The sequence below is a fragment of the Enterobacter cloacae complex sp. 382A5 genome (genome assembly GCF_050031095.1).
GTDB classification, from domain to species: domain Bacteria; phylum Pseudomonadota; class Gammaproteobacteria; order Enterobacterales; family Enterobacteriaceae; genus Enterobacter; species Enterobacter cloacae.
This window is the reverse complement of the sequence record NZ_JBLGVK010000001.1, coordinates 2,448,199-2,471,129: the sequence shown is the minus strand read 5'-3', so window position 1 is coordinate 2,471,129 and position 22,931 is coordinate 2,448,199. Positions and strand designations below refer to the sequence as shown.

The 22,931-nt window shown below is 51.7% G+C and carries 20 protein-coding genes and 1 pseudogene; 12 read left to right on the top strand and 9 right to left on the bottom strand.

The window, feature by feature from the left end; all coding sequences use genetic code 11:
* Positions 1 to 8 precede the first annotated feature (8 nt).
* Complete coding sequence (locus ACQG2G_RS11670) at positions 9 to 1,325, top strand: VasL domain-containing protein (RefSeq protein ID WP_061772657.1); 1,317 nt, start codon at positions 9 to 11, stop codon at positions 1,323 to 1,325.
* A 119-nt stretch (positions 1,326 to 1,444) separates the two neighbouring features.
* On the top strand, positions 1,445 to 1,924 hold the full coding sequence (locus ACQG2G_RS11665) for a hypothetical protein (RefSeq protein ID WP_061773094.1): 480 nt from the start codon (positions 1,445 to 1,447) through the stop codon (positions 1,922 to 1,924).
* Between the two features lie 34 nt (positions 1,925 to 1,958).
* Here ACQG2G_RS11665 and ACQG2G_RS11660 read toward each other — a convergent pair whose 3' ends face one another.
* The 4 genes from ACQG2G_RS11660 to ACQG2G_RS11645 form a co-directional block, all read right to left on the bottom strand.
* Positions 1,959 to 2,522, bottom strand: a complete 564-nt coding sequence (locus ACQG2G_RS11660) for a DJ-1/PfpI family protein (protein WP_023621314.1) — start codon at positions 2,520 to 2,522, stop codon at positions 1,959 to 1,961.
* 217 nt (positions 2,523 to 2,739) lie between these two features.
* Positions 2,740 to 2,958 carry an Ecr family regulatory small membrane protein gene (locus tag ACQG2G_RS11655; RefSeq protein ID WP_047023104.1) on the bottom strand — a complete coding sequence of 73 codons (219 nt, stop codon included), beginning with the start codon at positions 2,956 to 2,958 and terminating at the stop codon, positions 2,740 to 2,742.
* Complete coding sequence (locus tag ACQG2G_RS11650; RefSeq protein ID WP_061772658.1) at positions 2,955 to 4,187, bottom strand: sensor domain-containing diguanylate cyclase; 1,233 nt, start codon at positions 4,185 to 4,187, stop codon at positions 2,955 to 2,957. Before ACQG2G_RS11650 ends, ACQG2G_RS11655 begins: the two co-directional genes overlap by 4 nt.
* A gap of 83 nt (positions 4,188 to 4,270) precedes the next feature.
* Positions 4,271 to 6,409, bottom strand: coding sequence for a putative bifunctional diguanylate cyclase/phosphodiesterase (locus ACQG2G_RS11645; RefSeq protein WP_348595848.1), 2,139 nt, complete (start codon positions 6,407 to 6,409; stop codon positions 4,271 to 4,273).
* Between the two features lie 456 nt (positions 6,410 to 6,865).
* Between ACQG2G_RS11645 and ACQG2G_RS11640 the strand changes: the two genes are divergently transcribed.
* The 4 genes from ACQG2G_RS11640 to dbpA all read left to right on the top strand — a co-directional run bounded on the left by ACQG2G_RS11640 (position 6,866) and on the right by dbpA (position 10,981).
* The gene (locus ACQG2G_RS11640) at positions 6,866 to 8,020 is read left to right on the top strand and encodes a methyl-accepting chemotaxis protein (RefSeq protein WP_426769225.1); all 1,155 of its coding nucleotides are present in this window, start codon (positions 6,866 to 6,868) and stop codon (positions 8,018 to 8,020) included.
* Positions 8,021 to 8,139: 119 nt separating this feature from the next.
* Positions 8,140 to 9,123: a zinc transporter ZntB gene (zntB, locus tag ACQG2G_RS11635; protein WP_029882921.1), complete on the top strand. Its 984-nt coding sequence runs from the start codon at positions 8,140 to 8,142 to the stop codon at positions 9,121 to 9,123.
* A 292-nt stretch (positions 9,124 to 9,415) separates the two neighbouring features.
* Positions 9,416 to 9,580: a hypothetical protein gene (locus ACQG2G_RS11630; protein ID WP_283841960.1), complete on the top strand. Its 165-nt coding sequence runs from the start codon at positions 9,416 to 9,418 to the stop codon at positions 9,578 to 9,580.
* Between the two features lie 27 nt (positions 9,581 to 9,607).
* Positions 9,608 to 10,981, top strand: a complete 1,374-nt coding sequence (gene dbpA, locus ACQG2G_RS11625; protein ID WP_045903055.1) for an ATP-dependent RNA helicase DbpA — start codon at positions 9,608 to 9,610, stop codon at positions 10,979 to 10,981.
* Positions 10,982 to 11,027: 46 nt separating this feature from the next.
* On the opposite strand, the gene ttcA is transcribed toward dbpA, so the two are convergent.
* The 3 genes and pseudogenes from ttcA to ACQG2G_RS11610 all read right to left on the bottom strand — a co-directional run bounded on the left by ttcA (position 11,028) and on the right by ACQG2G_RS11610 (position 12,559).
* Positions 11,028 to 11,963: a tRNA 2-thiocytidine(32) synthetase TtcA gene (gene ttcA, locus ACQG2G_RS11620; RefSeq protein ID WP_013096454.1), complete on the bottom strand. Its 936-nt coding sequence runs from the start codon at positions 11,961 to 11,963 to the stop codon at positions 11,028 to 11,030.
* Positions 11,964 to 12,012: 49 nt separating this feature from the next.
* Positions 12,013 to 12,247, bottom strand: a pseudogene (locus ACQG2G_RS11615) (site-specific integrase); the annotation flags it as partial.
* 93 nt (positions 12,248 to 12,340) lie between these two features.
* On the bottom strand, positions 12,341 to 12,559 hold the full coding sequence (locus ACQG2G_RS11610; protein ID WP_248088408.1) for a YgdI/YgdR family lipoprotein: 219 nt from the start codon (positions 12,557 to 12,559) through the stop codon (positions 12,341 to 12,343).
* A gap of 1,331 nt (positions 12,560 to 13,890) precedes the next feature.
* Between ACQG2G_RS11610 and msbA the strand changes: the two genes are divergently transcribed.
* The 6 genes from msbA (at position 13,891) to ACQG2G_RS11580 (ending at position 17,478) form a co-directional block, all read left to right on the top strand.
* A complete protein-coding gene (gene msbA, locus ACQG2G_RS11605; protein WP_061772661.1) occupies positions 13,891 to 15,648 on the top strand; it encodes a lipid A ABC transporter ATP-binding protein/permease MsbA in 1,758 nt (585 codons plus the stop codon).
* A gap of 86 nt (positions 15,649 to 15,734) precedes the next feature.
* Positions 15,735 to 16,121 (top strand): DUF1294 domain-containing protein, encoded by a 387-nt coding sequence (locus tag ACQG2G_RS11600; RefSeq protein WP_048972250.1) that lies wholly within the window; start codon positions 15,735 to 15,737, stop codon positions 16,119 to 16,121.
* A gap of 98 nt (positions 16,122 to 16,219) precedes the next feature.
* Positions 16,220 to 16,669, top strand: a complete 450-nt coding sequence (locus tag ACQG2G_RS11595; RefSeq protein ID WP_061772662.1) for a hypothetical protein — start codon at positions 16,220 to 16,222, stop codon at positions 16,667 to 16,669.
* Positions 16,670 to 16,708: 39 nt separating this feature from the next.
* On the top strand, positions 16,709 to 16,906 hold the full coding sequence (locus ACQG2G_RS11590) for a hypothetical protein (RefSeq protein ID WP_013096459.1): 198 nt from the start codon (positions 16,709 to 16,711) through the stop codon (positions 16,904 to 16,906).
* Between the two features lie 3 nt (positions 16,907 to 16,909).
* Complete coding sequence (locus ACQG2G_RS11585) at positions 16,910 to 17,335, top strand: GFA family protein (RefSeq protein ID WP_248078565.1); 426 nt, start codon at positions 16,910 to 16,912, stop codon at positions 17,333 to 17,335.
* Positions 17,336 to 17,400: 65 nt separating this feature from the next.
* Positions 17,401 to 17,478, top strand: coding sequence for a hypothetical protein (locus ACQG2G_RS11580; RefSeq protein WP_223232805.1), 78 nt, complete (start codon positions 17,401 to 17,403; stop codon positions 17,476 to 17,478).
* Positions 17,479 to 17,813: 335 nt separating this feature from the next.
* Here ACQG2G_RS11580 and ompC read toward each other — a convergent pair whose 3' ends face one another.
* On the bottom strand, positions 17,814 to 18,923 hold the full coding sequence (gene ompC, locus ACQG2G_RS11575; RefSeq protein WP_013096462.1) for a porin OmpC: 1,110 nt from the start codon (positions 18,921 to 18,923) through the stop codon (positions 17,814 to 17,816).
* Between the two features lie 388 nt (positions 18,924 to 19,311).
* Positions 19,312 to 22,836 (bottom strand): pyruvate:ferredoxin (flavodoxin) oxidoreductase, encoded by a 3,525-nt coding sequence (nifJ, locus tag ACQG2G_RS11570; RefSeq protein ID WP_061771774.1) that lies wholly within the window; start codon positions 22,834 to 22,836, stop codon positions 19,312 to 19,314.
* Positions 22,837 to 22,931 lie beyond the last annotated feature (95 nt).

Sequence of the window (22,931 nt, the reverse complement as noted above, 5' to 3'; positions counted from 1 at the left end):
AAACCATCATGACGACACAATTCGAACGCCACCTCAAAACCGGCGGCGACCCGCGTACGCTTGCGGATTACGCCGCCCTGCGTGACGAAATGAACAAACTGACCCACCCGGCGCGACCGGACATCAACTGGCTGCAGGCGGAAAAGCTCTGTCTGTCGCTGTTTGATCACAACGGGGTGGAACTGCAGACCGCGGCCTGGTATACGCTCGTCCGAACGCATCTGGCCGGTCTGTACGGCATGAACGAAGGACTGGCAATACTGGACGCGCTCCTCTCCCGCCAGTGGGGCAATATCTGGCCGCAGCCTGTGCATGTGCGTATGGAAATTCTCAGCGCGCTCAGCAGACGTTTACAACAGACGATGCGCACCTTCACGCTGACCTGTACCGACCTCAGCCAGTTGTACCAGACAGAAGAGCACCTGAACGCACTGGGCGACATATTGCAGCGTCTTGAACTGAGGCATGCCAGCCAGCTCGATGCCCTGCGTACCCTGGTCCATAACGCGGCGGTACGGCTGGAAAACAGCGACGGCGGGCAGGAGGCGGGCGGTGCTGTTCTCCCGGCCAGCTTTACGACCCCGGCAGAACACGTCAGGTGGGTCTATGTCGCGCAGCCGGAGCCGCTGCCGGACAGGCAGGTGATGACCGCGCCGCCTCCGGTGAAGCCCTGGAAGCCATATGTCGCCGGAATGGCCACCATGCTGGTGATTGCCAGCTCGGTGGCATGGGGATGGCAGACGATGCATACACCAGACCCGGCTCAAACGCAGCTCTATGCCACTCTGGCGCCTTTACCTGACGAACTATCCAAAGCGCAGTTGCAGGCGCTGCGACAAGCGTCACCATCACCCGTGGCAGGGCTTAGCAAGACGCAAAATCGGCTCGCACAGCTTAGGGAACTGAAACCTGACTGGGCATGGCGCTACGGTGATAGCCTGGTGCAGCAGGCGCTGATCCTTTGGCCGCAAGAGGCGAAACCGCTGGCGCAACAGTGGCAGCAGCAGGTTAACGTTGCTGCACTTCCGCAGCCATATCTGACTGGCTGGTATCAGGGAATGACCCAATTGCAACAACTGGCGAACCGGCTTAACGCACTTGATGAACAGCGGGGTAAGTACATGACGGTCAGCGAGCTGAAATCAGCGGTATTTACCATGATGCAGGCATTTAACAGTGCCGTGCCTGCAGAGGAACAACTGCGACAGCTGGCAGATCTTCCTGAAAACCAGCCGTGGCCTGCTGCGCAGCAGAGCCAGACAGAACAGCATCTGCAGCAGTTGATTGCTCGTTATGCCCTGATGAAACAAAAAACGGCGGAATAGCTATAAACGGTTCCCTCGTTTAAGAAGGCGAGGGAGCATCCGGGAAGATAAAAATGGCCGGTCAGCGCAGGGGGCGCAGATCCTGGTTTAACCGTGTGAAAATGAACAGAGGCAACAACGTGTCAGCCAGAGAACGTTTCTTTAAAAAAGTGCAACAGAGTAGCAAGAACATAACGTCAGGTAACACCTCAGTTGAGGCTGAAATCGTTGAATTCTGCGAGCGGTTAGAGGGGCTGGCGCAGCAAATCATTGAGTGGTTTGCGGGCACCAGCATTGAAGTCACGTTATCACGTCAGTATCTTCACGATCTGAGCACATTAGGTTATAGCCTGAGCAGCGGAATTTGCCGCTATGAGATAGCGACTATCCTTCTGCAGAATGGCGAGCGTAATGTCAGTATCGTGCCAGAACAGCTCTTCCGTGCTGGAGAAACGGGTTGTGTAAGAATGCGTGTTGAAGCTCCGGGCTTTCGTGAGGTGTTTTATCTGAGTATGGCGCCGGAAGCGGGCTGGTTTATCCGGCGCGAGTTTCAGAGCATTAAAGAACGTGCTCTTTTGACGGAAGAACGCTTTTTTGTTGCAGTCGATCGTCTGGCTTGAAGAGCGTATGTAAAGAGCAGGTTGCCTTGCAGGCCTATTCCAACAACTTCGCAAATTTCGCCAGCCACTGCGGATGCGCAGGCCAGGCCGGCGCGGTGACCAGGTTACCATCAACGTGAGCCTGATCGATACCGATATCGGCATACTCGCCGCCGCTGAGTCGCACTTCAGGCGCACAGGCCGGGTAGGCGCTACAGGTTCGTCCTTTTAAGATCCCGGCGGCGGCCAGCAACTGTGGGCCATGGCACACGGCCGCAATCGGTTTGTGCGCGGCATCAAATGCTTGCACCAGCTTCAGTACGTCATCATTTAACCGCAGGTATTCAGGCGCTCTGCCGCCAGGGATCAGCAGGGCGTCATAGTCCTGCTCGTTAACGGCGGAAAAATCGGCATTGAGGATAAAACGGTGACCCGGTTTTTCGCTATAGGTCTGAGCACCGTCGAAATCATGGATAGCGGTCATGACATAGTCACCCTTCGCTTTATCCGGGCAGACGGCGTCAACCTGATGGCCAATCATCTGTAAGGCCTGAAATGGGACCATGGTTTCGTAATCTTCGGCGTAATCGCCCACCAGCATCAGGATTTTCTTGCTCATCATTTTCTCACTTTTATGGATAACGACATTTTAGATATAGCCTGGTGTAGCGCAAATGTCGGAAATAAAAAAGCCCGTCAGAGCACGGGCAAAATAAACAAGTGATTTAGCAATTCGTTACCAACATAATGGAGGATAACGGCGCATATCTTACGCGCCTGTTGAGTTGGCCGATACCTGATAATTTCGGTAGGTGAAACAACGGATTAAACGTGCGTTACAGCGCGTCGAAAGTGGGGTAAATGCTGTTTTCAATATATTCCGCCACTAACCAGATCTCGCCGCTGAAGATAAACCAGAATCCGAAAATAATAAGCATTAAAATAATTATGGTGAGGATTATTTCTGTTCTTCCCATTGCAGACGATACCCACCCATAGTCTTTTTCATCAAGATGGGCATTGTAGCGGGGCTTTATCCAATACACCAGTTTCATGCCGCCAGGACTTTATTTCGGCCATCATTCTTGGCGCGATAAAGCGCGTCATCTACCCGTTTAAAGAGATCGTCGATACTCTCATCCTGGTTGTGCCGCGCCACGCCAATGCTGACCGTAAATCGCGGCAGGCCGGGGATCGAGATGCGGGCAACCGCTGCCCGGATCGTTTCGGCGATTTGTAATGCAGTATCGAGAGAGGTGCGTGGCAGCAGAATGACAAACTCCTCGCCTCCCCAGCGGAACACGAAATCCTCTTTCCGGCTACAGGCCTCCAGGGTACGTGAAAGTGCGATGAGCACTTCATCCCCCTTCAGATGACCAAAAACGTCGTTGATATTCTTAAAGTGATCGGTATCCACCAGCAGTAAACTGAATTGCTGCTGGAGAGAAAGGTGCGTGAGATTCATTTGCTCAGCGATAATATAGAACTGTCGCCGGTTGAGCAGGCCCGTCATGGCATCCTGTAACGCGGCATGTTCCAGCTCAAGCTCCAGCCTTTTTTGCTCGGTGATGTCATGGATAATGCACAACATCAGTTTATCCCCGTAGATCTCAATTGGTCCGGCATAGGTCTGAACATGGCGGGTTGAACCATCGGCAAGGCGGTGCACAAAGTTGAGTGGCTTATGCCCACCCGGCAGAGCGGCGATTTCGCTCATCACTGGGATCACATCGCGCCCCAGAGTGTTGATCTCCCAGGTATGCTTGCTGCACATCTCCTCGTGCGAGTAGCCATAAAAATTAAGCGCGGCGAGATTGGCATCAACAATTTGGCCGTCGCGAGCAGGGTCGATCAGCAACATCGGGGCGCTGTTAGTCAGAAAAAAGCGAGCATAGAATCCTTGCTTTTTTCGCTGGTAAGTAGCGGAGCGGCTCGCTTTAAGCCCGGTCGGTGCCGGATGTGAAATCCCTTCAAAAACGATAATGTCGCCGTACGGCGCATGGTGGGCCAGCGAAAGACGACAGCTCAACGCGGTTTCATGCCCGTCGCGCCAGACTGTCCAGATCTCGACAATCTCCTGGTCCGTTTTCAACTCAGGGATATACATCGACAGCACGTCTTGCGCATTGGCTGAGAAAGCGCCTTTTCGCAGATCATCCACCGTTTTATCCCCCATCACCTGGACCGCGGCCGTATTCGCAAAAATAATATGGCCAGAAACGGGGGAGATCAGCCACACGGGGGTTTTAATGACATTCAGCGCATCAAAATAATTTTGCGACATAAGGAATTCCTGTACATCGGCACAATATGCCTGACGATCACGACGGAATCGACTCGCGTGGACTCCTCTGAACCATACTCCAGTTAACCCTGTGTAGCATGATTTTTTTGTGAAACAAAAGCGGATTCCGAATGAATTTTACCAATTGGTATAATCTGTTTCTGTGAATTAATCTGCAGCAGTAGCCACGGGATCTGTTCGGCAGGCAAAGGTCTGGCGAACAAAAAACCCTGCAAATAATCACACCCGAGCTCTGTTAACACCGCTCGTTGCTCTTCTGTTTCGATCCCTTCGGCAACAACATACATCTCCATGGTCCGGGCAATATTAATAATGGTCTCCACCAGCTTGCGGCTTTTCTCATTTTCCAGCATTGACGTCACAAAGCTTTTGTCGATTTTGAGCTCTTTTGCCGGAAGCACGCTGAGCATAAGCAGATTAGAATAACCGGTGCCAAAATCATCAATAGAGACGGTGATCCCGGCCTGGTTGAATGCACTCAGTAATTCGATACTGCGGTCGAGATTTTTAAGGGCAGTGCTCTCCGTGACCTCAAGGATGAGCCGGGAAGGAGAAAGATTATATTTCTGCAACAGAGACGATATGGTCTGAAAGATATCCGGCTGTTCAAACTGAACAGGGGATAAGTTAAAAGACAACGTCCAGTGGGCAAAACCTTGTTCAGTCCAGAAATGCAGCTGACGGCATGCGGCCTCAATCGCCCAGTTACCCACGGGAATAATTAATCCCGTCTGTTCAAGCGAAGGTAAAAACAGATTCGGCAGCAGCACGCCTTGTTCGGGATGTCGCCAGCGAAGAAGCGCCTCAAAGCCGTGGATAGTTCTCTCTTCAGCGTGCCAGGTGGGTTGATACCACAGCTCAAACTGATCGCGCTCAAGCGCCTGCGTGAGTTCCTGCAAAAAACCGGGGTTAGCCGGGATCGCCGTCGACATCTCTGTCCGGTAGACCACCCAGTCGTTTTGGCCTTGCTTTTTAACGTACTGCATTGCCGCATCTGCTTTTAGCTTTAACTCATGCAGCGTTTCGCCATCCTGCGGATAACGACTGACGCCTGCGCTGAGCGTTGTACTCAGCGTATGCCCGCATACGTAAAGCGGGCGGCGCACATCGTCGAGCAGCGTTGAGAGGAGGGACTGGAGTTTGTCGTCATCACATTCTGGAACCAGCAGAATAAAAGCATCGCCCCCCAATCTTGCCAGGGTCATCTCACGGGTAAGCCTCGCCGTGATGCGCTGCGCAATGGTGATTAACAACTCATCCCCGACGTTATGTCCCCAGGTGTCATTAACCTGTTTAAAGTGATCAACGTCGAGGAAGATCACGGCAAACTGTTTATTGCTAAGCAACGCGCTGCGCAGGCAATCCTGCATGCGCAGATCCATCTGGTGGCGATTAGCAAGGCCGGTAAGGGCGTCAAACCGTGCCTGTAGTTCAAGCTGTCGATTGAGCGCCTGAAGGTTGTCCGTGAGCCGGTTGGTACGCCAGTGGGAATCAATGAGTGAGATAATCAACATCATGCCGAGCAGGCACAGCGTGGTGACCGACACCCCTATCGATAATCCCAGTTCGCTGATACCGCCGGGTAGGGTATGAGCCATATCACTGAACTGAGCGGCCCGCATGCCAGTGTAGTGCATGGCACAGATGGCAGCGCCCAGAACTAAAGCGGCGAGAATGCGATTGATAAAGATCCCTTTTCGCTGATGCCGCAGGTGAAAGGCCAACCAGAGCGCGGCACCGGAGGCCATTACGGCAATTAATATGGATAAACCGATGATGGGGTGATCCCAGATGATGGGGCTGTCCAGCATCAGTGCGGCCATACCGATATAGTGCATTGACACCACGCCTGCGCTCAGAATTAAGGTAGAGAGAAGCAGTCTGAAGGGCGAAAGGCGAGCGCCCGTCACGGCAATATTCATTGCCAGCATAGACGCCACCACCGCGACGCCCATTGAGGCGAGGGTTAACCAGAGGTTGTAGCTCATGATCATGGGCATTTTCATTGCTAACATACCAATGAAATGCATCGACCAGATCCCGACGCCCAGCGTAAGCCCTCCGGCAAAACGCCAGAACAGAGCGGCCTTTCCGCTGGAAAGCGGGATTTTCCCGGCATTCTCCAGGGACACAAACGAGGCGATAAAGGCCACAAGATAAGAGATGGCTATTAACACTGGGTCCCACGATACAATGAGCATTATGCAATCCCACGCCAAAGGGGTTACTGATTTCGCCAACCGGGACAGATCTTTATCTGGCTGCGTGCAGGCGAGTTCAAACAATATTAGTTATAGGGTACGTAAAACGGCCCGCACTATTAAAACGCAAAACTGTAAGCAATATAAAATATATTCTCAGTTCTAACTTGTTAAGCACAGCTAAACAAGGACAGTTAATTGCAACAAAGTCTCTAAAATAGGGTGGTGATTAACCCATTTAGCCGCAGGTGATGGTATCGCTTAAGTTCGTGTCAGACCAGTATCACAGTATCCATGGCACAATATTTCCCACAATACGCTTTTTTTATCTCACTTAAGTTAAATTGCAGGTTGCTAACTGCGAAACGACAAAGCACCGCTATTCGTGAGGACAAACGCCAGTACGGATGCTATAAACCTTAATGCCGACCAAAATATTAAGTTGTGGGAATAATCATGCTAAAAAATATTAGTGTCAGAACCTTCATTGTCTATTTCCTTTTGTCTCTTTTTTTGCTAAACGCAGCTGTCGTCTTTCTATTTACCGGCGCATCGTCGCTCTTAATAACGCTCAATGTAATAAATGTGATTGCTCTTTTTTTACTCTGGATTTACATGACCCAATATCTTGTGACACCGATCAATACTGTGAAAAAAAGTATTGAAGATGTCACGGCAGGGAATCTTGGCGTGACAATCCCCGAGTTTGGCAACAACTGCGCAGGGCGTTTAATTCCCGGGATTAACAGCCTTTCGGGCAATATTGCAACGCTGGTCCGGGAAATCAGGGCGTCGTCACAAACCGCCATGACCTTATCGGATCAACTCTCCGCACGCAGCGCGCAGCTATCAGTGAAAACGGAGCAGCAATCGGCTTCGCTGGTGCAAACCGCAGCCAGCATGGAGCAGATGGCTGCGAGCACCAAAAACAATGCTGATAACACCCGACTCGCCAGTGAACAGGCCAATCAGGCAACGCTTCAGGCACGTAAGGGGGGCGAGCTGATGGGGCAGGTTGCTCACAATATGCAATCGATCACCGAATGCGCACAGCAAATGACGGAAATCATCTCGATGATCGACGGCATTGCCTTCCAGACCAATATCCTTGCGCTTAACGCGGCCGTTGAGGCGGCAAGGGCGGGAGACCACGGAAAAGGCTTCTCTGTGGTCGCTGAGGAGGTGCGAAATCTGGCACACCGCAGCGCGGAAGCGGCGAAGAACATCAAAACGCTGATTAAAGTCACCAGCAATAACGTTACACAGGGCGTGACGGTAGTGTCAGAAGCGGAAAAAAACATGCGTGAGATTGTGGCCGGATCCGGCAATGTCAGCCGTCTGATGGATGAAATTTCCAGTTCCACATCCGAGCAGGAGAAGGGAATTTCACAGATCACGCTGGCATTATCAGAGCTGGAAAGGGTTACGCAAAGCAATGTGGCGATGGCGGAGGAACTTAACGGATCCTCTGACGTGCTGCGCAATCAGGTTATCGAACTGCAGTCACGGACACGCAATTTCCGGCTCGACGGGGGATACGCGGCTGATAGTTCGTTATCTACACCGGTTGTTCCGCTGGCGTTCCCGCAGCGACAAGGACATTCCGCCTGAAGGGACACCGCCGTTATCCGTACAATTCCCGAGCGATTTCAGCGCCATGCGGAACATAGTGGTTGCGTAACCTCTGCCGAAAGCTAGACTGACAACGAAAAGCTAAAAGCGGAGGCGTTGTGGAGAGCATAAAAGGGTCTGAACTGAACGTTCCTGACGCAGTGTTTGCGTGGGTGTTTGACGGTAAAGGCGGTGCCCGGCCGCTGGAAGACAACGACGTGATCGATCACGCGCATCCCTGCTGGTTACACCTGAACTATACCCATCCGGATAGCGCTGAATGGCTGGCATCCACCCCTTTATTGCCAAACAACGTGCGTGATGCGCTGGCAGGGGAAAGCCTGCGGCCACGAGTGAGCCGGATGGGTGACGGTACGTTGATCACGCTTCGCTGTATTAACGGCAGCACGGATGAACGTCCCGATCAGCTGGTGGCGATGCGCGTCTATATGGATGATGGGCTTATTGTTTCCACTCGGCAGCGTAAAGTGCTGGCGCTGGATGACGTGGTAAACGATCTAAAAGAGGGCACCGGGCCGACCGACTGCGGAAGCTGGCTGGTGGATGTCTGCGATGCGCTTACCGATCACGCGAGCGAGTTTATCGAAGAGTTGCACGATAAAATTATCGATCTGGAAGATAACCTGCTCGATCAGCAGATACCGCCACGCGGTTTCCTGGCGTTACTGCGCAAGCAACTGATTGTGATGCGTCGCTACATGACGCCACAACGTGATGTATATGCCCGTCTGGCCAGCGAGCGTCTCAGCTGGATGAATGATGACCAGCGCCGTAGAATGCAGGACATTGCTGACAGGCTGGGGCGCGGGCTGGATGAAATTGATTCCTGTATTGCCAGAACCGCAGTAATGGCCGATGAGATAGCACAGGTGATGCAGGAGTCGCTGGCCAGAAGAACCTACACGATGTCGCTGATGGCAATGGTCTTTTTACCCAGTACCTTTCTGACCGGTCTGTTTGGCGTAAACCTGGGCGGCATTCCCGGCGGTGCTTATCGCTACGGCTTTACCGCGTTTTGCGTCATGTTAGCTGCTTTGATTGGCGGTGTTGCATGGTGGTTGCATCGTAGTAAATGGTTGTAAATTTACGCTTTTTCCACCTTTTGCGCGGATCAAAACGCTCTTTTAATTGAGCAAAGTCAATAAACAGAAACCGTGTAAGGTGCATTATTACTCCCGCAGGTGAATGCAACGTCAAGCGATGGGCGTTGCGCTCCATATTGTCTTACTTCCTTTTTTGAATTACTGCATAGCACAATTGATTCGTACGACGCCGACTTTAATAGTCGGCTTTTTTTTGCCTCCCGTTTCTCAGGGTCTACCCTAAAAGGGTCAATCCAAAAAACTGGAGGGAAAGATGAACCATCTACTCGCGCTGCAACGACTGCATTCACGGCAGTCCGATCCGGTCCCGACCGACCCAACGCCCATGCCCGATCCCATTCCGCGTCCGCAGCCTATGCCCGACCCGCCGCCCGATGAAGAACCGATTAAATTGTCGCATCGAACCCCGAGATCTGCGAGGATACGCGCCATCTGACCGCAAAGATGACCACGAGAGACTATTGTGACCGCTTTTTCTACCCTGAATGTTCTGCCTGCCGCCCAACTCGATAACCTCAACGAGTTGGGATACCTCACGATGACGCCTGTTCAGGCGGCCGCATTACCCGCCATTCTTGAGGGGCGCGATGTTCGCGTACAGGCAAAAACCGGCAGTGGGAAAACGGCAGCGTTCGGTCTTGGACTGTTACAGCATATTGATGCCACTCTGTTCCAGACCCAGTCTCTGGTTCTGTGCCCGACCCGCGAACTGGCTGACCAGGTCGCGGGTGAGTTGCGTCGTCTGGCGCGCTTCCTGCCCAACACCAAGATCTTAACCCTCTGCGGCGGACAGCCGTTCGGGGCGCAGCGTGATTCGCTCCAGCATGCGCCTCATATTATTGTCGCGACACCTGGCCGTCTGCTGGATCATCTGCAAAAAGGCACCGTTTCACTGGATGCCCTGCAAACGCTGGTGATGGATGAAGCGGACCGTATGCTGGACATGGGCTTCAGCGACGCGATCGACGAAGTGATCCGCTTCGCGCCGGAAGATCGTCAGACATTGTTATTCTCTGCGACCTGGCCTGACGCTATCGCTGCGATCAGCGGTCGTGTACAAAAAAATCCGCTGACGATTGAAATCGACAGCGTGGATGCGCTGCCTGCCATCGAGCAGCAGTTCTTTGAAACCTCGCAGCAGGGCAAAATCCCGCTTCTGCAGAAATTGCTGAGCCAGCACCAGCCTGCCTCCTGCGTGGTGTTTTGTAATACCAAAAAAGATTGCCAGGCGGTGTGTGATGCCCTGAATGCCGCCGGGCAAAGCGCGCTGTCATTGCATGGCGATCTGGAACAGCGCGATCGTGACCAGACGCTGGTTCGCTTCGCGAACGGCAGCGCCCGTGTGCTGGTTGCAACCGATGTCGCCGCACGCGGGCTGGACATTAAATCGCTGGAGCTGGTTGTTAACTACGAACTGGCCTGGGATCCAGAAGTACACGTTCACCGCATTGGGCGCACCGCACGTGCCGGAAACAGCGGGCTGGCCATTAGCTTCTGCGCGCCGGAAGAGGCGCAGCGTGCCAATATCTTGTCTGAAATGCTGCAGATAAAGCTTAACTGGGTGAACACTCCGGGGAACGTTCGCGTTGTGCCACTCGAAGCCGAAATGGCGACGCTGTGCATTGATGGCGGTAAAAAAGCCAAGATGCGTCCAGGCGACGTATTAGGCGCGCTGACAGGGGACATGGGACTGGATGGCGCCGATATCGGCAAGATTACCGTTCATCCGGCACACGTATATGTGGCAATCCGCCAGGCGGTTGCGCATAAGGCATGGAAGCAGCTGCAAAACGGGAAAATTAAAGGCAAAACCTGCCGGGTCAGATTGCTGAAATAAGCGGCAGAAAAAACGCGTCTCAGACGGACTCTGAGACGCGACAGGATTATTTCACTTCAAGTACGTTCAGGCGCAGCTCGTCAAACTGATTATCATCCTCTTCCGGCTGCCAGCCCGCTGGCTGCATGGGGATCTCTTCCCGGTCAAACGCCAGATCGCCGCCATTCACCACCTCTGAATCATGGTTGATGCCTTTGAAGTCAAACAGCTCAACATCCGCAAGGTGAGAAGGCACCACGTTCTGCATTGCGCTGAACATGGTTTCGATGCGCCCTGGATAACGTTTATCCCAGTCACGCAGCATGTCACCAATGACCTGGCGCTGCAGGTTCGGCTGAGATCCACACAGGTTACATGGGATAATCGGGAAAGCTTTCGCCTGGGAGAAGCGTTCAATGTCCTTCTCGCGGCAATAGGCGAGAGGGCGGATGACAATGTGTTTGCCGTCATCGCTCATCAGCTTAGGCGGCATGCCTTTCATCTTCCCGCCGTAGAACATGTTCAGGAACAGCGTTTGCAGGATATCGTCGCGGTGATGACCCAGCGCAATTTTGGTGGCGCCCAGCTCCGTCGCGGTCCGGTACAGAATGCCACGACGCAGACGAGAGCAGAGAGAGCAGGTGGTTTTACCCTCCGGGATCTTCTCTTTTACGATACCGTAGGTATTTTCTTCGACGATTTTGTACTCAACACCCAGCTTATCGAGATATTCCGGCAGGATATGCTCAGGGAAACCCGGCTGTTTCTGGTCAAGGTTTACGGCCACCAGGGAGAATTTCACCGGCGCGCTCTGCTGAAGATTACGCAGGATCTCCAGCATGGTGTAGCTGTCTTTACCCCCTGACAGGCAAACCATGATGCGGTCGCCTTCTTCAATCATATTGAAGTCTGCAATGGCTTCGCCCACATTACGGCGCAGCCGCTTCTGCAGCTTGTTCAGGTTGTACTGTTCTTTCTTTGTATTTGATTGATTGTCTTGCATTTATTGCTACCTTCGGAGCCAGCAGGGGCAAAAGTTTTCAGCGTGCCGGCTAATCGTTAAGCATCAGCACCTGTTCGCCATTCATTTTCCACGCATTCTATGCCGCAACTGTCTGGCTATGAAAGATGGGTTAACGCCGGCAGTCAATGCCAGCGGGCAAAAGTATGTCGCGTATGGTACGGATTCCGGCGGCGAATACCAGCACGTTTTACAGCGATGAAGGATCTTGTGCCGGCTTGCGGTAAAACGTAATCGGCTTTCTGTTCGCCATCAGCGAGACGTGGTCGTTAAAACAGATAACATACGGTGGGTAAGGGCAGGCAAGCTCCGCTCAATAAAATGGCGGAGCCAGTAAAACGGAAGGACAGATCAGGTGGTTACTTTTCTACAATCTCTTTCACATCCGATTGATGGATCTGATGAATGCTGCCATCTGCATCTTTGTATGAAATTAAACCGGTGTCTTTATCTCGCTCTGGTTTTCCATGTGTGGTCATCACATGTCCATCTTTTGTCGATATAACATAATCACTTGAGCACCCTGTTATTGCTAACGCGACACCTAATGCCAAAAATGCAAAAATACCACCCTTCATATTAACCTCTAATTAACTTTATAGTTACAATCGTTTTAATACAGCATTATTTAACAACAGTGAATTGCAACGCTTCGTCAACGAAAGGGAATTTCCATTTTAAGCAAAAAAGAGCAATAAACGGCCACAGCGTACCCGTATATGTGGCGTTTAATCTTGTGCTTCTATTTGAAACCCCTCTTTTTTATAGATGTAATCCTTTATGACTATTTCCGTTGCTCTTCATTCGCATCAGTATTGATTTAACTTGTATCGCTGCTTATTATCTTGCGTTTCAGCGTATGGGAATGTGAAGCTCGCATGCGACTTTACTGACGTGCTGGCGGCCCGGATTAGACAATCACTGGCGAACGATTCCCTTAAGATGATATCCCACTGGAAGGGTTGAAAGTGTTTAAGTTAAGTTCTTTTGGTTTTATGATTTTATTGTGCTCAGGGTGTAGTTCTGATGTGGTTATCACTCCTGCGGAAAAACCGGTTTATAAGCCAATGCCTGATATAACGCAATCTGTAACACCGTCTCAGCAACGGGCGATCATGGCTGGTGAACGTCCCGACTGGACAGACAGAGCACCGGTCACCACGACCAGGCGTTATTGATTTCTGCTTATCATCTTAAGGCTGCATAGCGTAGCGATTTCATAAGTAGTAGAGAACCACCCGGGACCTCACGATGGGGTCCTGCATGCTGATACGTAGCTTTAACGTGACCTGCACGAATAGCCACTTAAACTGCACTGTGTTGAGAGTCTATTCATCTTCAGGCTATTAAGCTGTTTTCCCCGTACAAAGCAGGAGGGAAACGGTGATGGCTGTTTTAAAAGTATGTCTTTTAGTTGGGTGCTTCCTGGCGGGTTGTGTCTTGTATCTTCATCTTTTTACGTCAATGAAGGAAGCATGCATAAAAGATACGGCAGGAGAAGTGTTTCACGTGCGTCAGGTTGAAAATGCTACTGATTGTCAGTCTTTTAACTGGAGCACGTATATACAGTGTGGCTATTTTTAGTCGTAAATATAACAAATGATCAACATGCTCAAAGCGAAAACTTATATGCGGTAAAAGAAACTGCAATCAGTAAACATTAAGATTTATCTGCTTCTGTTTTATTCATTTCTTTCTGGGGTGGGATATGTTAATAGATGGTTGGATAACAGGGTGAAATGAAGTTAAAAATAAAATAAGCATAATGAACAGGACAGAGCAAAAAAATATTTTTCGCGAGTGGTTAGATATTCGTTGAAGTAACACAACATACCCTTAATACCGTTGTGCAGTGGTTCCTTTAAAACTGTACGTTATGCTCAACGGCTCTCATTATTAAGGCTCCCGTATGCAAACTGACAAAGACCTTTCCACCTGGCTTACGTTTCGCCGTCTTTGGCCTATAATATCGCCTTTTAAGAAAGGACTATTGGTTGCGGCATTAGCATTAATGATAAATGCCGCCTGCGATCCTTTTATGCTGTCTTTGCTAAAGCCGTTAATGGATGATGGCGTGGGCAAAATGGACCGCTCTGTCATGTTATGGATGCCGGTTGTGGTTATCGGATTGATGACGCTACGCGGTATTACCAGTTTTATCTCCAGCTATTGTGTCTCCTGGGTCTCGGGCAAAGTGGTGATGGATGTGCGCCGGAAATTGTTCCGCCATCTGATGGGCATGCCTGTGTCGTTTTTTGACAAACAGTCAACCGGGACGTTGCTGTCGCGTATTACCTATGATTCCGAACAAGTCGCATCTTCGTCATCAGGTACGCTGATAACGGTCATCCGTGAGGGCGCGTCAATCATCGGCTTGTTCGCCATGATGTTCTACTATAGCTGGCAGCTCTCAATCATCCTGATTGTACTGGCACCTGTTATATCCGTGACTATTCGTATGGTGTCCAAACGCTTTCGCACTATCAGTAAAAGCATGCAGAATACGATGGGGCAGGTCACGGCGAGTGCTGAGCAGATGCTTAAAGGCCATAAAGAAGTATTAATATTCGGCGGTCAGGACGTTGAAACAAAACGCTTTGATAAGGTCAGCAATAAGATGCGTTTGCAGGGAATGAAAATGATGTCCGCATCGTCAATCTCCGATCCTGTTATTCAGCTTATTGCTTCCCTGGCACTTGCGTTTGTTCTTTATGCTGCCAGCTTCCCGAGTGTTATGGCGACCCTGACGGCGGGAACGATTAGCGTCGTTTTCACATCGATGATTGCATTGATGCGGCCTCTTAAATCCCTGACCAATGTGAACGCACAGTTCCAGCGCGGGATGGCCGCTTGCCAGACGCTGTTCACTATTCTTGATTCCGAACAGGAAAAAGATGAAGGTCAGCGCGTACTTGAACGCGCAAAAGCGGACGTGGCGTTTCGCAATGTGACGTTTACCTATCCGGGACGTGAGGCCCCAGCGCTACGCAATATCAGCCTGAACATACCTGCCGGTAAGACCGTAGCCCTTGTCGGACGTTCCGGCTCGGGTAAATCAACCATCGCCAGCCTGATGACGCGATTTTATGATATTGATGAAGGTGAAATTCTGCTGGACGGCCACGACCTGCGAGAATATACCCTTCAGTCGCTTCGTAACCAGGTGGCGCTGGTTTCTCAAAATGTCCACCTGTTCAACGACACGGTTGCCAACAACATCGCCTACGGTCGTACGGAGCAGTACACCCGTGACCAGATCGAGAATGCCGCGCGTATGGCAAATGCGATGGACTTTATCAACAAGATGGATAACGGTCTTGATACCATCATCGGTGAAAACGGGGTACTGCTTTCTGGTGGGCAACGGCAACGTATCGCTATTGCACGCGCACTGTTGCGGGACAGTCCAATACTCATCCTTGATGAAGCAACGTCAGCCCTGGATACGGAATCGGAACGCGCTATACAGTCTGCACTCGAGGAACTGCAAAAGAACCGTACGTCACTGGTGATTGCGCATCGTCTGTCGACTGTCGAAAAAGCTGACGAAATCATTGTTGTTGAAGATGGCGTTATCGTTGAACGCGGAAGCCATGCGGAATTGGTGACTCACAATGGGGTGTACGCACAGCTTCACAAAATGCAATTCGGTGCGTCAAACAATTAAGTCACATTCACGCTTTTACCCCGCTTGCAAAAGCGGGGTATCCCGTAATGTCACCCAAACCTGATTCATGCGCAAGATACCGTATAATGCCTTCTCTGAATACGCTTACATATCCTGTGATTGGACCTAACACATTGAATAAATTTTGTTTTTTCCTGCTACTCTGTACTGCTATCGGCAGTCTCTTTTCCGCCTGGCCCGTAGCCATATGGTTCCTGCTCATTAACGTCCTGACTATGGTTATTTACGGCGCCGATAAAATGGCAGCACGGAAAGGAATGCGCAGGATACCTGAAGTAACCTTACTGGTCTTCGGCGTTGTGGGCGGGTGGCCCGGCGCCATTATGGGTCAACAGATCTTTCGCCATAAAACGCAAAAGCAGCCGTTCAAAACCTGGTTTTTGATGTCTGTGGTCGTGAGCATCTTGGCCACGTTGGCGCTGTATCATTTTGGTTTTGTTGTTCGCTATTGAGCATCATTACTGCCAATAGTAGTAGGCCAAATCCTGGTGGGTTGCTGTTTTTTGTCCGTTCTGAATAATACGTGCAACAACACGGACGACAGCATCTCATGAAAATAAAATGTATTACGCTGGCAGCGCTGATGTTTTATTCAGCGCCTGGCTGGTCGACGTTTCAGGAGCGGGAATATAATACCTGGTATATAAAAAATGCCGTTCTTTATGACATGACGCAGACGTCGGAAGGTTTTCCGGTAATGGTGAGCGTATCTCAGCCCGGGAAAAAATCCGCTAATCTGGTGGTTTCATACATCACCGAAGGGCAATGCGGAAAAAATCCGCTGCCGCTTAATGTGAATGGTAAAGTGCTGCCCGCCAGCTATTACTGTGTTCAGGTTGGGTCGAACAGAATTGAACATTTTTCAGTGGTCGATGCAAACAGCGTCAATGCCCTGGTGACGCATCTGAATTCAGATTTCACCCTTCTCCTGCAAAACGATATCAAGATTTGGGCCGCAAATATCAAATCGCCGAAATACGGTCTGACACCGCGTTTTTAAAATCCTGCTACGCTTGTTTGTGGTATCAGGAGCATGAACATGAAGAACAAAGATGAACAAACCGGGTTAGTTGGGCTGGCGATTGGTGCTGCCGTTATCGGGCTTGTTTCTGCACAGAAACCGATCGATCGTAACAGCATTGTTGATGAACTGCTAAGACTCGGCAGGCAAAAGGGTGACGGCGTAGAGGATGAGGTGTTCGTCAAGGCCGCTGAGCTGGTAAGAAAAGGGGTGTAAACGATGGCAGAAATCCGTCATGCCCAATGCCATTGTGGTGCAGTGGCATTTACCGTTGCGTTAACCGATGGGTTAAATACCGCCCGTCGCTGTAGCTGTTCTTTTTGTCGGATGAGAGGGGCGGTTGTGGTCTCTGCACCGTTAACCGGTATAACCGTCACCAAAGGCGAGGATAAACTTACGGAGTACCGCTTTAACACCGGTACAGCCCGGCATTTCTTCTGCTCGGTCTGCGGGATTTATACCTTCCATCAGCGGCGTTCTAATCCCAATGAATACGGTGTAAATGTCGCCTGTTTTGAAAATGTCTCTCCGTTCGATTTCCCGGAAGTGACGGTGATGGATGGGGTTAACCATCCTGCGGATGGCGAAAGTGGGGTCTTTGGCTATATCTCTTTTCGCAAACGCGCGCCAACACAAGCGTCCTAGCCGCCTGGCCACATTGTGCTAACGCTGGCTATAGTGGGAAGTGGGTATCTTAAAGAGGAGACATTATGCTTAGTGTTGAAAAAGACGACCCACGTGAGGCGCCTGAATCAGGGGATAAAAAGCCTCAGCCCGTGAAAAAATAGCATTCACGAAGGGTATCACGGCCACCGGCACTGCTGGTGGCTTTTTGTTTTCAAAGGCTCACTGTTAATGCCTGTCGAGATGATTTAAGAGCGTGCCGAGGTGCCCAACAATATCGCGGAAATCGAAAATTAACGCCATCCACAAACACGCTAAAAGAGCCAGTAGGGCAAGGGAAACACGACCAAACAACACAGTTATCCTTAATGATGAGGGGGATATCTGCGCAGTCTAACCCGCAATCTCTCAACTTATCCTCAACAATCTCGCGATAGCGTGCTGTTGTGCGACTAACATCAAAAAAGGTGAGCCCGCATGATGCTGCGGGCTCTGATCATCAGAACTGGTAAACCAGGCCTAATGCAACGACATCATCGGTACCGATACCGTTGTTTTTGTAGAAGCTGTCATCTTCATCCAGCAGGTTGATTTTATAATCCACATAGGTGGACATGTTTTTGTTGAAGTAATAGGTTGCGCCTACGTCGGCATATTTAACCAGGTCCTGATCGCCCTGACCGTTGCCCAGGTCTTTACCTTTCGACTGCAGGTAGGAAATTGCCGGACGCAGACCAAAATCGAACTGGTATTGTGCGGTAACTTCAAAGTTCTGGGTTTTATTCGCCACGGCGCTTTCGTTGTCGCCGTAAGGGGTCATATTGCGGGTTTCAGAATACATGGCCGCCAGATAGATATTGTTGGCGTCATATTTCAGACCCGCGGTCCAGGCATCCGCTTTATCCCCGCCCGCGGTGGTATTTCTCACCTGATCGTTGGTACGGTCAGAAGAGGTATAGGCCGCCCCCGCTGAAATTCCCATACCGAAATCATAGGTGGTAGAAATACCGAAGCCGTCACCGTTCTCATGACGCGTGTCGCGACCATTATTGGTCCCTTCCTGGTTATTGCTGGCATCTTCGTTATTACCCTGATACTGCAGAGCAAAGTTCAGACCCGGCACCAGGCCATAGAAATCGGTGTTGCGGTAGGTTGCTACGCCATTGGCACGACCAGTCATAAAGTTATCGGCATAGGTGTAAGAGTCGCCGCCGAACTCTGGCAGCATATCGGTCCAGCCTTCCACGTCATACAGGACACCATAGTTACGGCCGTAGTCAAAGGAACCGTAGTCACCCACTTTCACACCGGCGAAGGCCAGACGTGTCCAGGACTGGTTGTCAGACCCCTCGGTGTTATTTGCCTGAATGTTGTATTCCCATTGTGCGTAGCCGGTCATCATATCGTTGATCTGGGTTTCGCCCTTGAAACCCAAACGCATATAGGTCTGATCGCCGTCTTTAGACGTGTCATCAGAGAAGTAGTGCAAACCATCTACTTTTCCGTACAGATCTAATTTATTGCCATCCTTATTATAAATCTCTGCTGCATGCGCAGCGCCAGCCATTAACAGGGCCGGAATCATCAGGGCCAGTACTTTTCTTTGCATTATGGTATTCCTTTGCGGTTGTTTTTCTTTAATTACCTGTTGAACTTTCCTTTGCGGAGAGTTGTCACATGCTAAATCACTCCGCTGAAAGAGTAATAAATTATAATTGTTACGAAGTGAGTAAAATCTAAAGGGAATTGTTCTGCGGAAATGTTAATTTATTTGGTGAATGTTTTAGTGAAAAACATAATAAATTAAAATTATTAATCATGCGGTAAATCAGGTAATGTCTGCCCCGTTATATGCCTTTAAGATTATTATCCATAATTCCCATGAATATCATTTATTCATTTAACGTGATGCTCAGGGATTATTTGGTCTGGCCCGGTGTGAATACACCGGGCTTTTTTTATGGCATAAAAATGCCCGGACAAGCCGGGCATGGGGATTATTCGCTGGTGGATTTTTCCGCTTTCCCGGCCATTTGCGCCAGGAAGTCGTACCGTTTTTGCAGATCGGCGGCGGCATCTTTCCACAACTGCTCAGCCACCTCTGGCTGTTGCGCATTGAGGCGACGGAAGCGTTGCTCCTGCAGCAGTGTCTCAGCCAGGGCATCTGACGGAGGACGTGAATCGAGCGCCAGCGGCAGCTTGCCTTCCTCTGCCCGGCGAGGATCAAAGCGGTACAGCGGCCAGAAGCCCGTGGCGGTCAACTGACGCATCTGGTCGTGGCTGAGCGCCAGATCGTAACCATGCTCTTCGCAAGGGCTGTAGGCGATGATAAGCGATGGGCCCGGATACGCTTCCGCCTCCTGAATCGCTTTCACCGTCTGGTTAAGCTGCGCGCCGAGCGAGATTTGCGCAACGTACACGTGTCCATACATCATCATGCTGACGCCGAGATCTTTACGCGCCTTGCGTTTCCCGTGCTCACCAAATTTTGTTACCGCTCCTAACGGCGTGGCTTTTGACGCCTGTCCGCCGGTATTGGAATAACACTGGGTATCCAGCACCAGGATGTTCACGTTCTCGGTCAGGCTCAACACATGATCCAGCCCGCCAAAGCCAATGTCATACGCCCAGCCATCGCCGCCAATCAGCCAGATCGATTTTTCAACCAGGGCGTCAGCGTCGGTCACCAGTTGTTCTGCGCCGTCAACGCCCTGAAGGGCATTACGAAGCGCCGTAACCTGTTCACGACGAACCTCAGGCGTGGCTTCAGCGTGCAGCGCAGCGTGCAGGTCGGCAGGGATGTTATCGGCAAACTGATCCAGCAGGCGCATCACGCGTGCGCGGTGCTGATCCACCGTTAAGCGGAAGCCAAGACCAAATTCGGCGTTATCCTCAAACAGCGAGTTCGCCCATGCCGGGCCGCGGCCGTTGGCGTCGGTGGTGTATGGGGTGGACGGCAGGTTACCGCCATAAATAGACGAACAGCCGGTCGCGTTGGCGATCAGCATCCGGTCACCGTACAGCTGCGTCAGCAGTTTGATGTACGGTGTTTCCCCGCAGCCGGAGCAGGCGCCAGAGTATTCGAACAGCGGCGTGATCAGCTGTGAGGTACGGATATCAATACGTTCCAGCTTGCTCCGATCGATTTCCGGCAGGTTCAGGAAGAAGTCATAATTCACTTTCTCTTCTTCCACGTGTTCCAGCCGCGACATCATATTGATGGCTTTGAGATCCGGGTTCTGTCGGTCTTTGGCCGGGCAGACCTCGACGCAGAGGTTACAGCCGGTGCAATCTTCTGGTGCAACCTGCAGAACGTATTTCTGTCCGCGCATATCGCGGGATTTCACATCCAGTGAATGCAGGCTGGATGGGGCCGATTCCATCGCGTCCGGAGAAACGACTTTGGCCCGGATGGCAGAGTGCGGGCACGCTGCCACACAGTGATTGCACTGGGTACACAGCTCTTCCTTCCAGATTGGGATCTCTTCGGCGATGTTGCGTTTTTCCCAGCGGGTGGTGCCCATCGGCCAGGTGCCATCCGGCGGCAGGGCGGAGACGGGAAGGGCATCGCCCAGCCCCGCCAGCATGGCCGCCGTTACGGTTTTAACAAAATCTGGAGCCGCATCAGAAACCACCGGAGGACGGTTCGGGCTGCTGGCATTCACCGGCTGGAGCGGTACTTCAGACAGCGACTCGCGCGCCAGCGCCAGTGCCTGCCAGTTGCGTTCAACCAATTCCTGGCCTTTACTGCTGTAACTTTTGGCGATCGCGCCCTGCAGTTCCATTAAGGCGCTGTCGCCCGGCAGAATGTTTGTCAGGTGGAAGAACGCCATCTGCATGACGGTGTTGATGCGCGCGGCAAGACCACATTCACGAGCGATCTTCGCCGCGTTAATGACAAAAAGCCGCGCTTTTTTCTGATTAAGCACCGCCTGCACTTCCTGCGGCAGGCGCGCCCAGACCTCATCCGCACTGTACGGCGTGTTGAGCAGGAAAATACCGCCAGGTTTGAGACGTTCGGCCATCTGGTATTTATCGATAAACTGCAGCTGGTGACAGCCGACAAAATCAGCCTGCGAAATGAGATACGCGGAGCGGATAGGGTGTTCGCTGACGCGCAGATGGGACACGGTCAGCCCGCCGGCTTTCTTGGAGTCATAGACGAAATAACCCTGTGCATACCACGGTGTGGAATTACCGATGATCTTGATGTTGTTCTTGGTTGCCGAAACGCTGCCGTCGCTGCCCAGACCGTAGAACAGCGCCTCAAGTTTCGCGCCGGAGGGCAGGGTGTTTTCCGGCAAGGCCAGTGAAAGATTAGTGACATCGTCATAAATACCGACCGTAAAGCGAGGCTTCGGCTTCGTTTCACTCAGCTCATTAAACACCGCCAGCACGCAATCCGGACCGAACTCTTTGGACGACAAACCATAACGCCCGCCAATGACACGCGGCAGCGTTTCGCGCTCGCCGTTACTGAAGGCTTCCGCCAGTGCGGTCATGACGTCCAGATACAGCGGTTCTGCGTGTGCGCCAGGCTCTTTGGTACGATCGAGCACGGCCACGCTTCGTGCGCTCTCCGGCAGCGCAGAGAGCAGATGTTTCGCTGAGAACGGGCGGAAGAGGCGAACTTTCAGCACCCCAACTTTCTCGCCGCGCGTCAGCAGTTCATCCACGACTTCTTCACAGGTGCCAATGGCTGAACCCATCAGCACAATCACGCGTTCCGCCTGAGGATGGCCATAATATTCAAACGGTTTATATTCCCGTCCGGTGGCGGCAGCGAAATCGTTCATCGCCTGTTCCACATGGTTGTACACCGCGTTGTACCACGGGTTCGTTGCCTCGCGGGACTGGAAGTAAGTATCCGGGTTGGCCGATGTCCCGCGGATCACCGGATGTTCCGGGTTGAGTGCGCGGGCGCGATGGGCATCAATGTCCGCCTGCGGCAGAAGCGAGAGAAGGGTGTCGTCTGCCAGCGGCACGATTTTGTTGATTTCGTGAGAGGTGCGGAAACCATCAAAGAAGTGAATAAACGGCACGCGGCTTTTCAGCGTCGCGATATGGGAAATTAACGCGAAATCCTGGGCCTCCTGAACGCTGCTGGCGCACAGCATGGCGCAGCCGGTCTGACGCACGGCCATCACGTCGGAGTGATCGCCAAAAATGGAGAGCGCGTGGGTAGCAACGGTTCGTGCCGCGACGTGCAGGACAAACGGGGTAAGTTGACCGGCCAGTTTGTACAGCGTCGGGATCATCAGCAGCAATCCCTGCGAGGAGGTAAACGACGTGGAGAGCGCCCCCGTCTGTAGCGCACCATGCACCGCGGCAATCGCACCCGCTTCGGACTGCATTTCGACGACTCTCGGGACATCGCCCCAGACATTTTTTAACCCGTTTCCTGCCCAGGCATCTGCCTGTTCGGCCATTGTAGAACTTGGCGTAATCGGGTAGATGGCGATAACTTCGCTGGTGCGAAACGCGACTGACGCGACTGCACCATTACCGTCAATAGTTTGCATAGGACGACACCCTTACATTGCGCAAAAAAAAGAGGGGTCCGTAAACCTGGTCAGACCCTGAATATTATTCCCTTATTTTAGCAAAGGCCGGATTT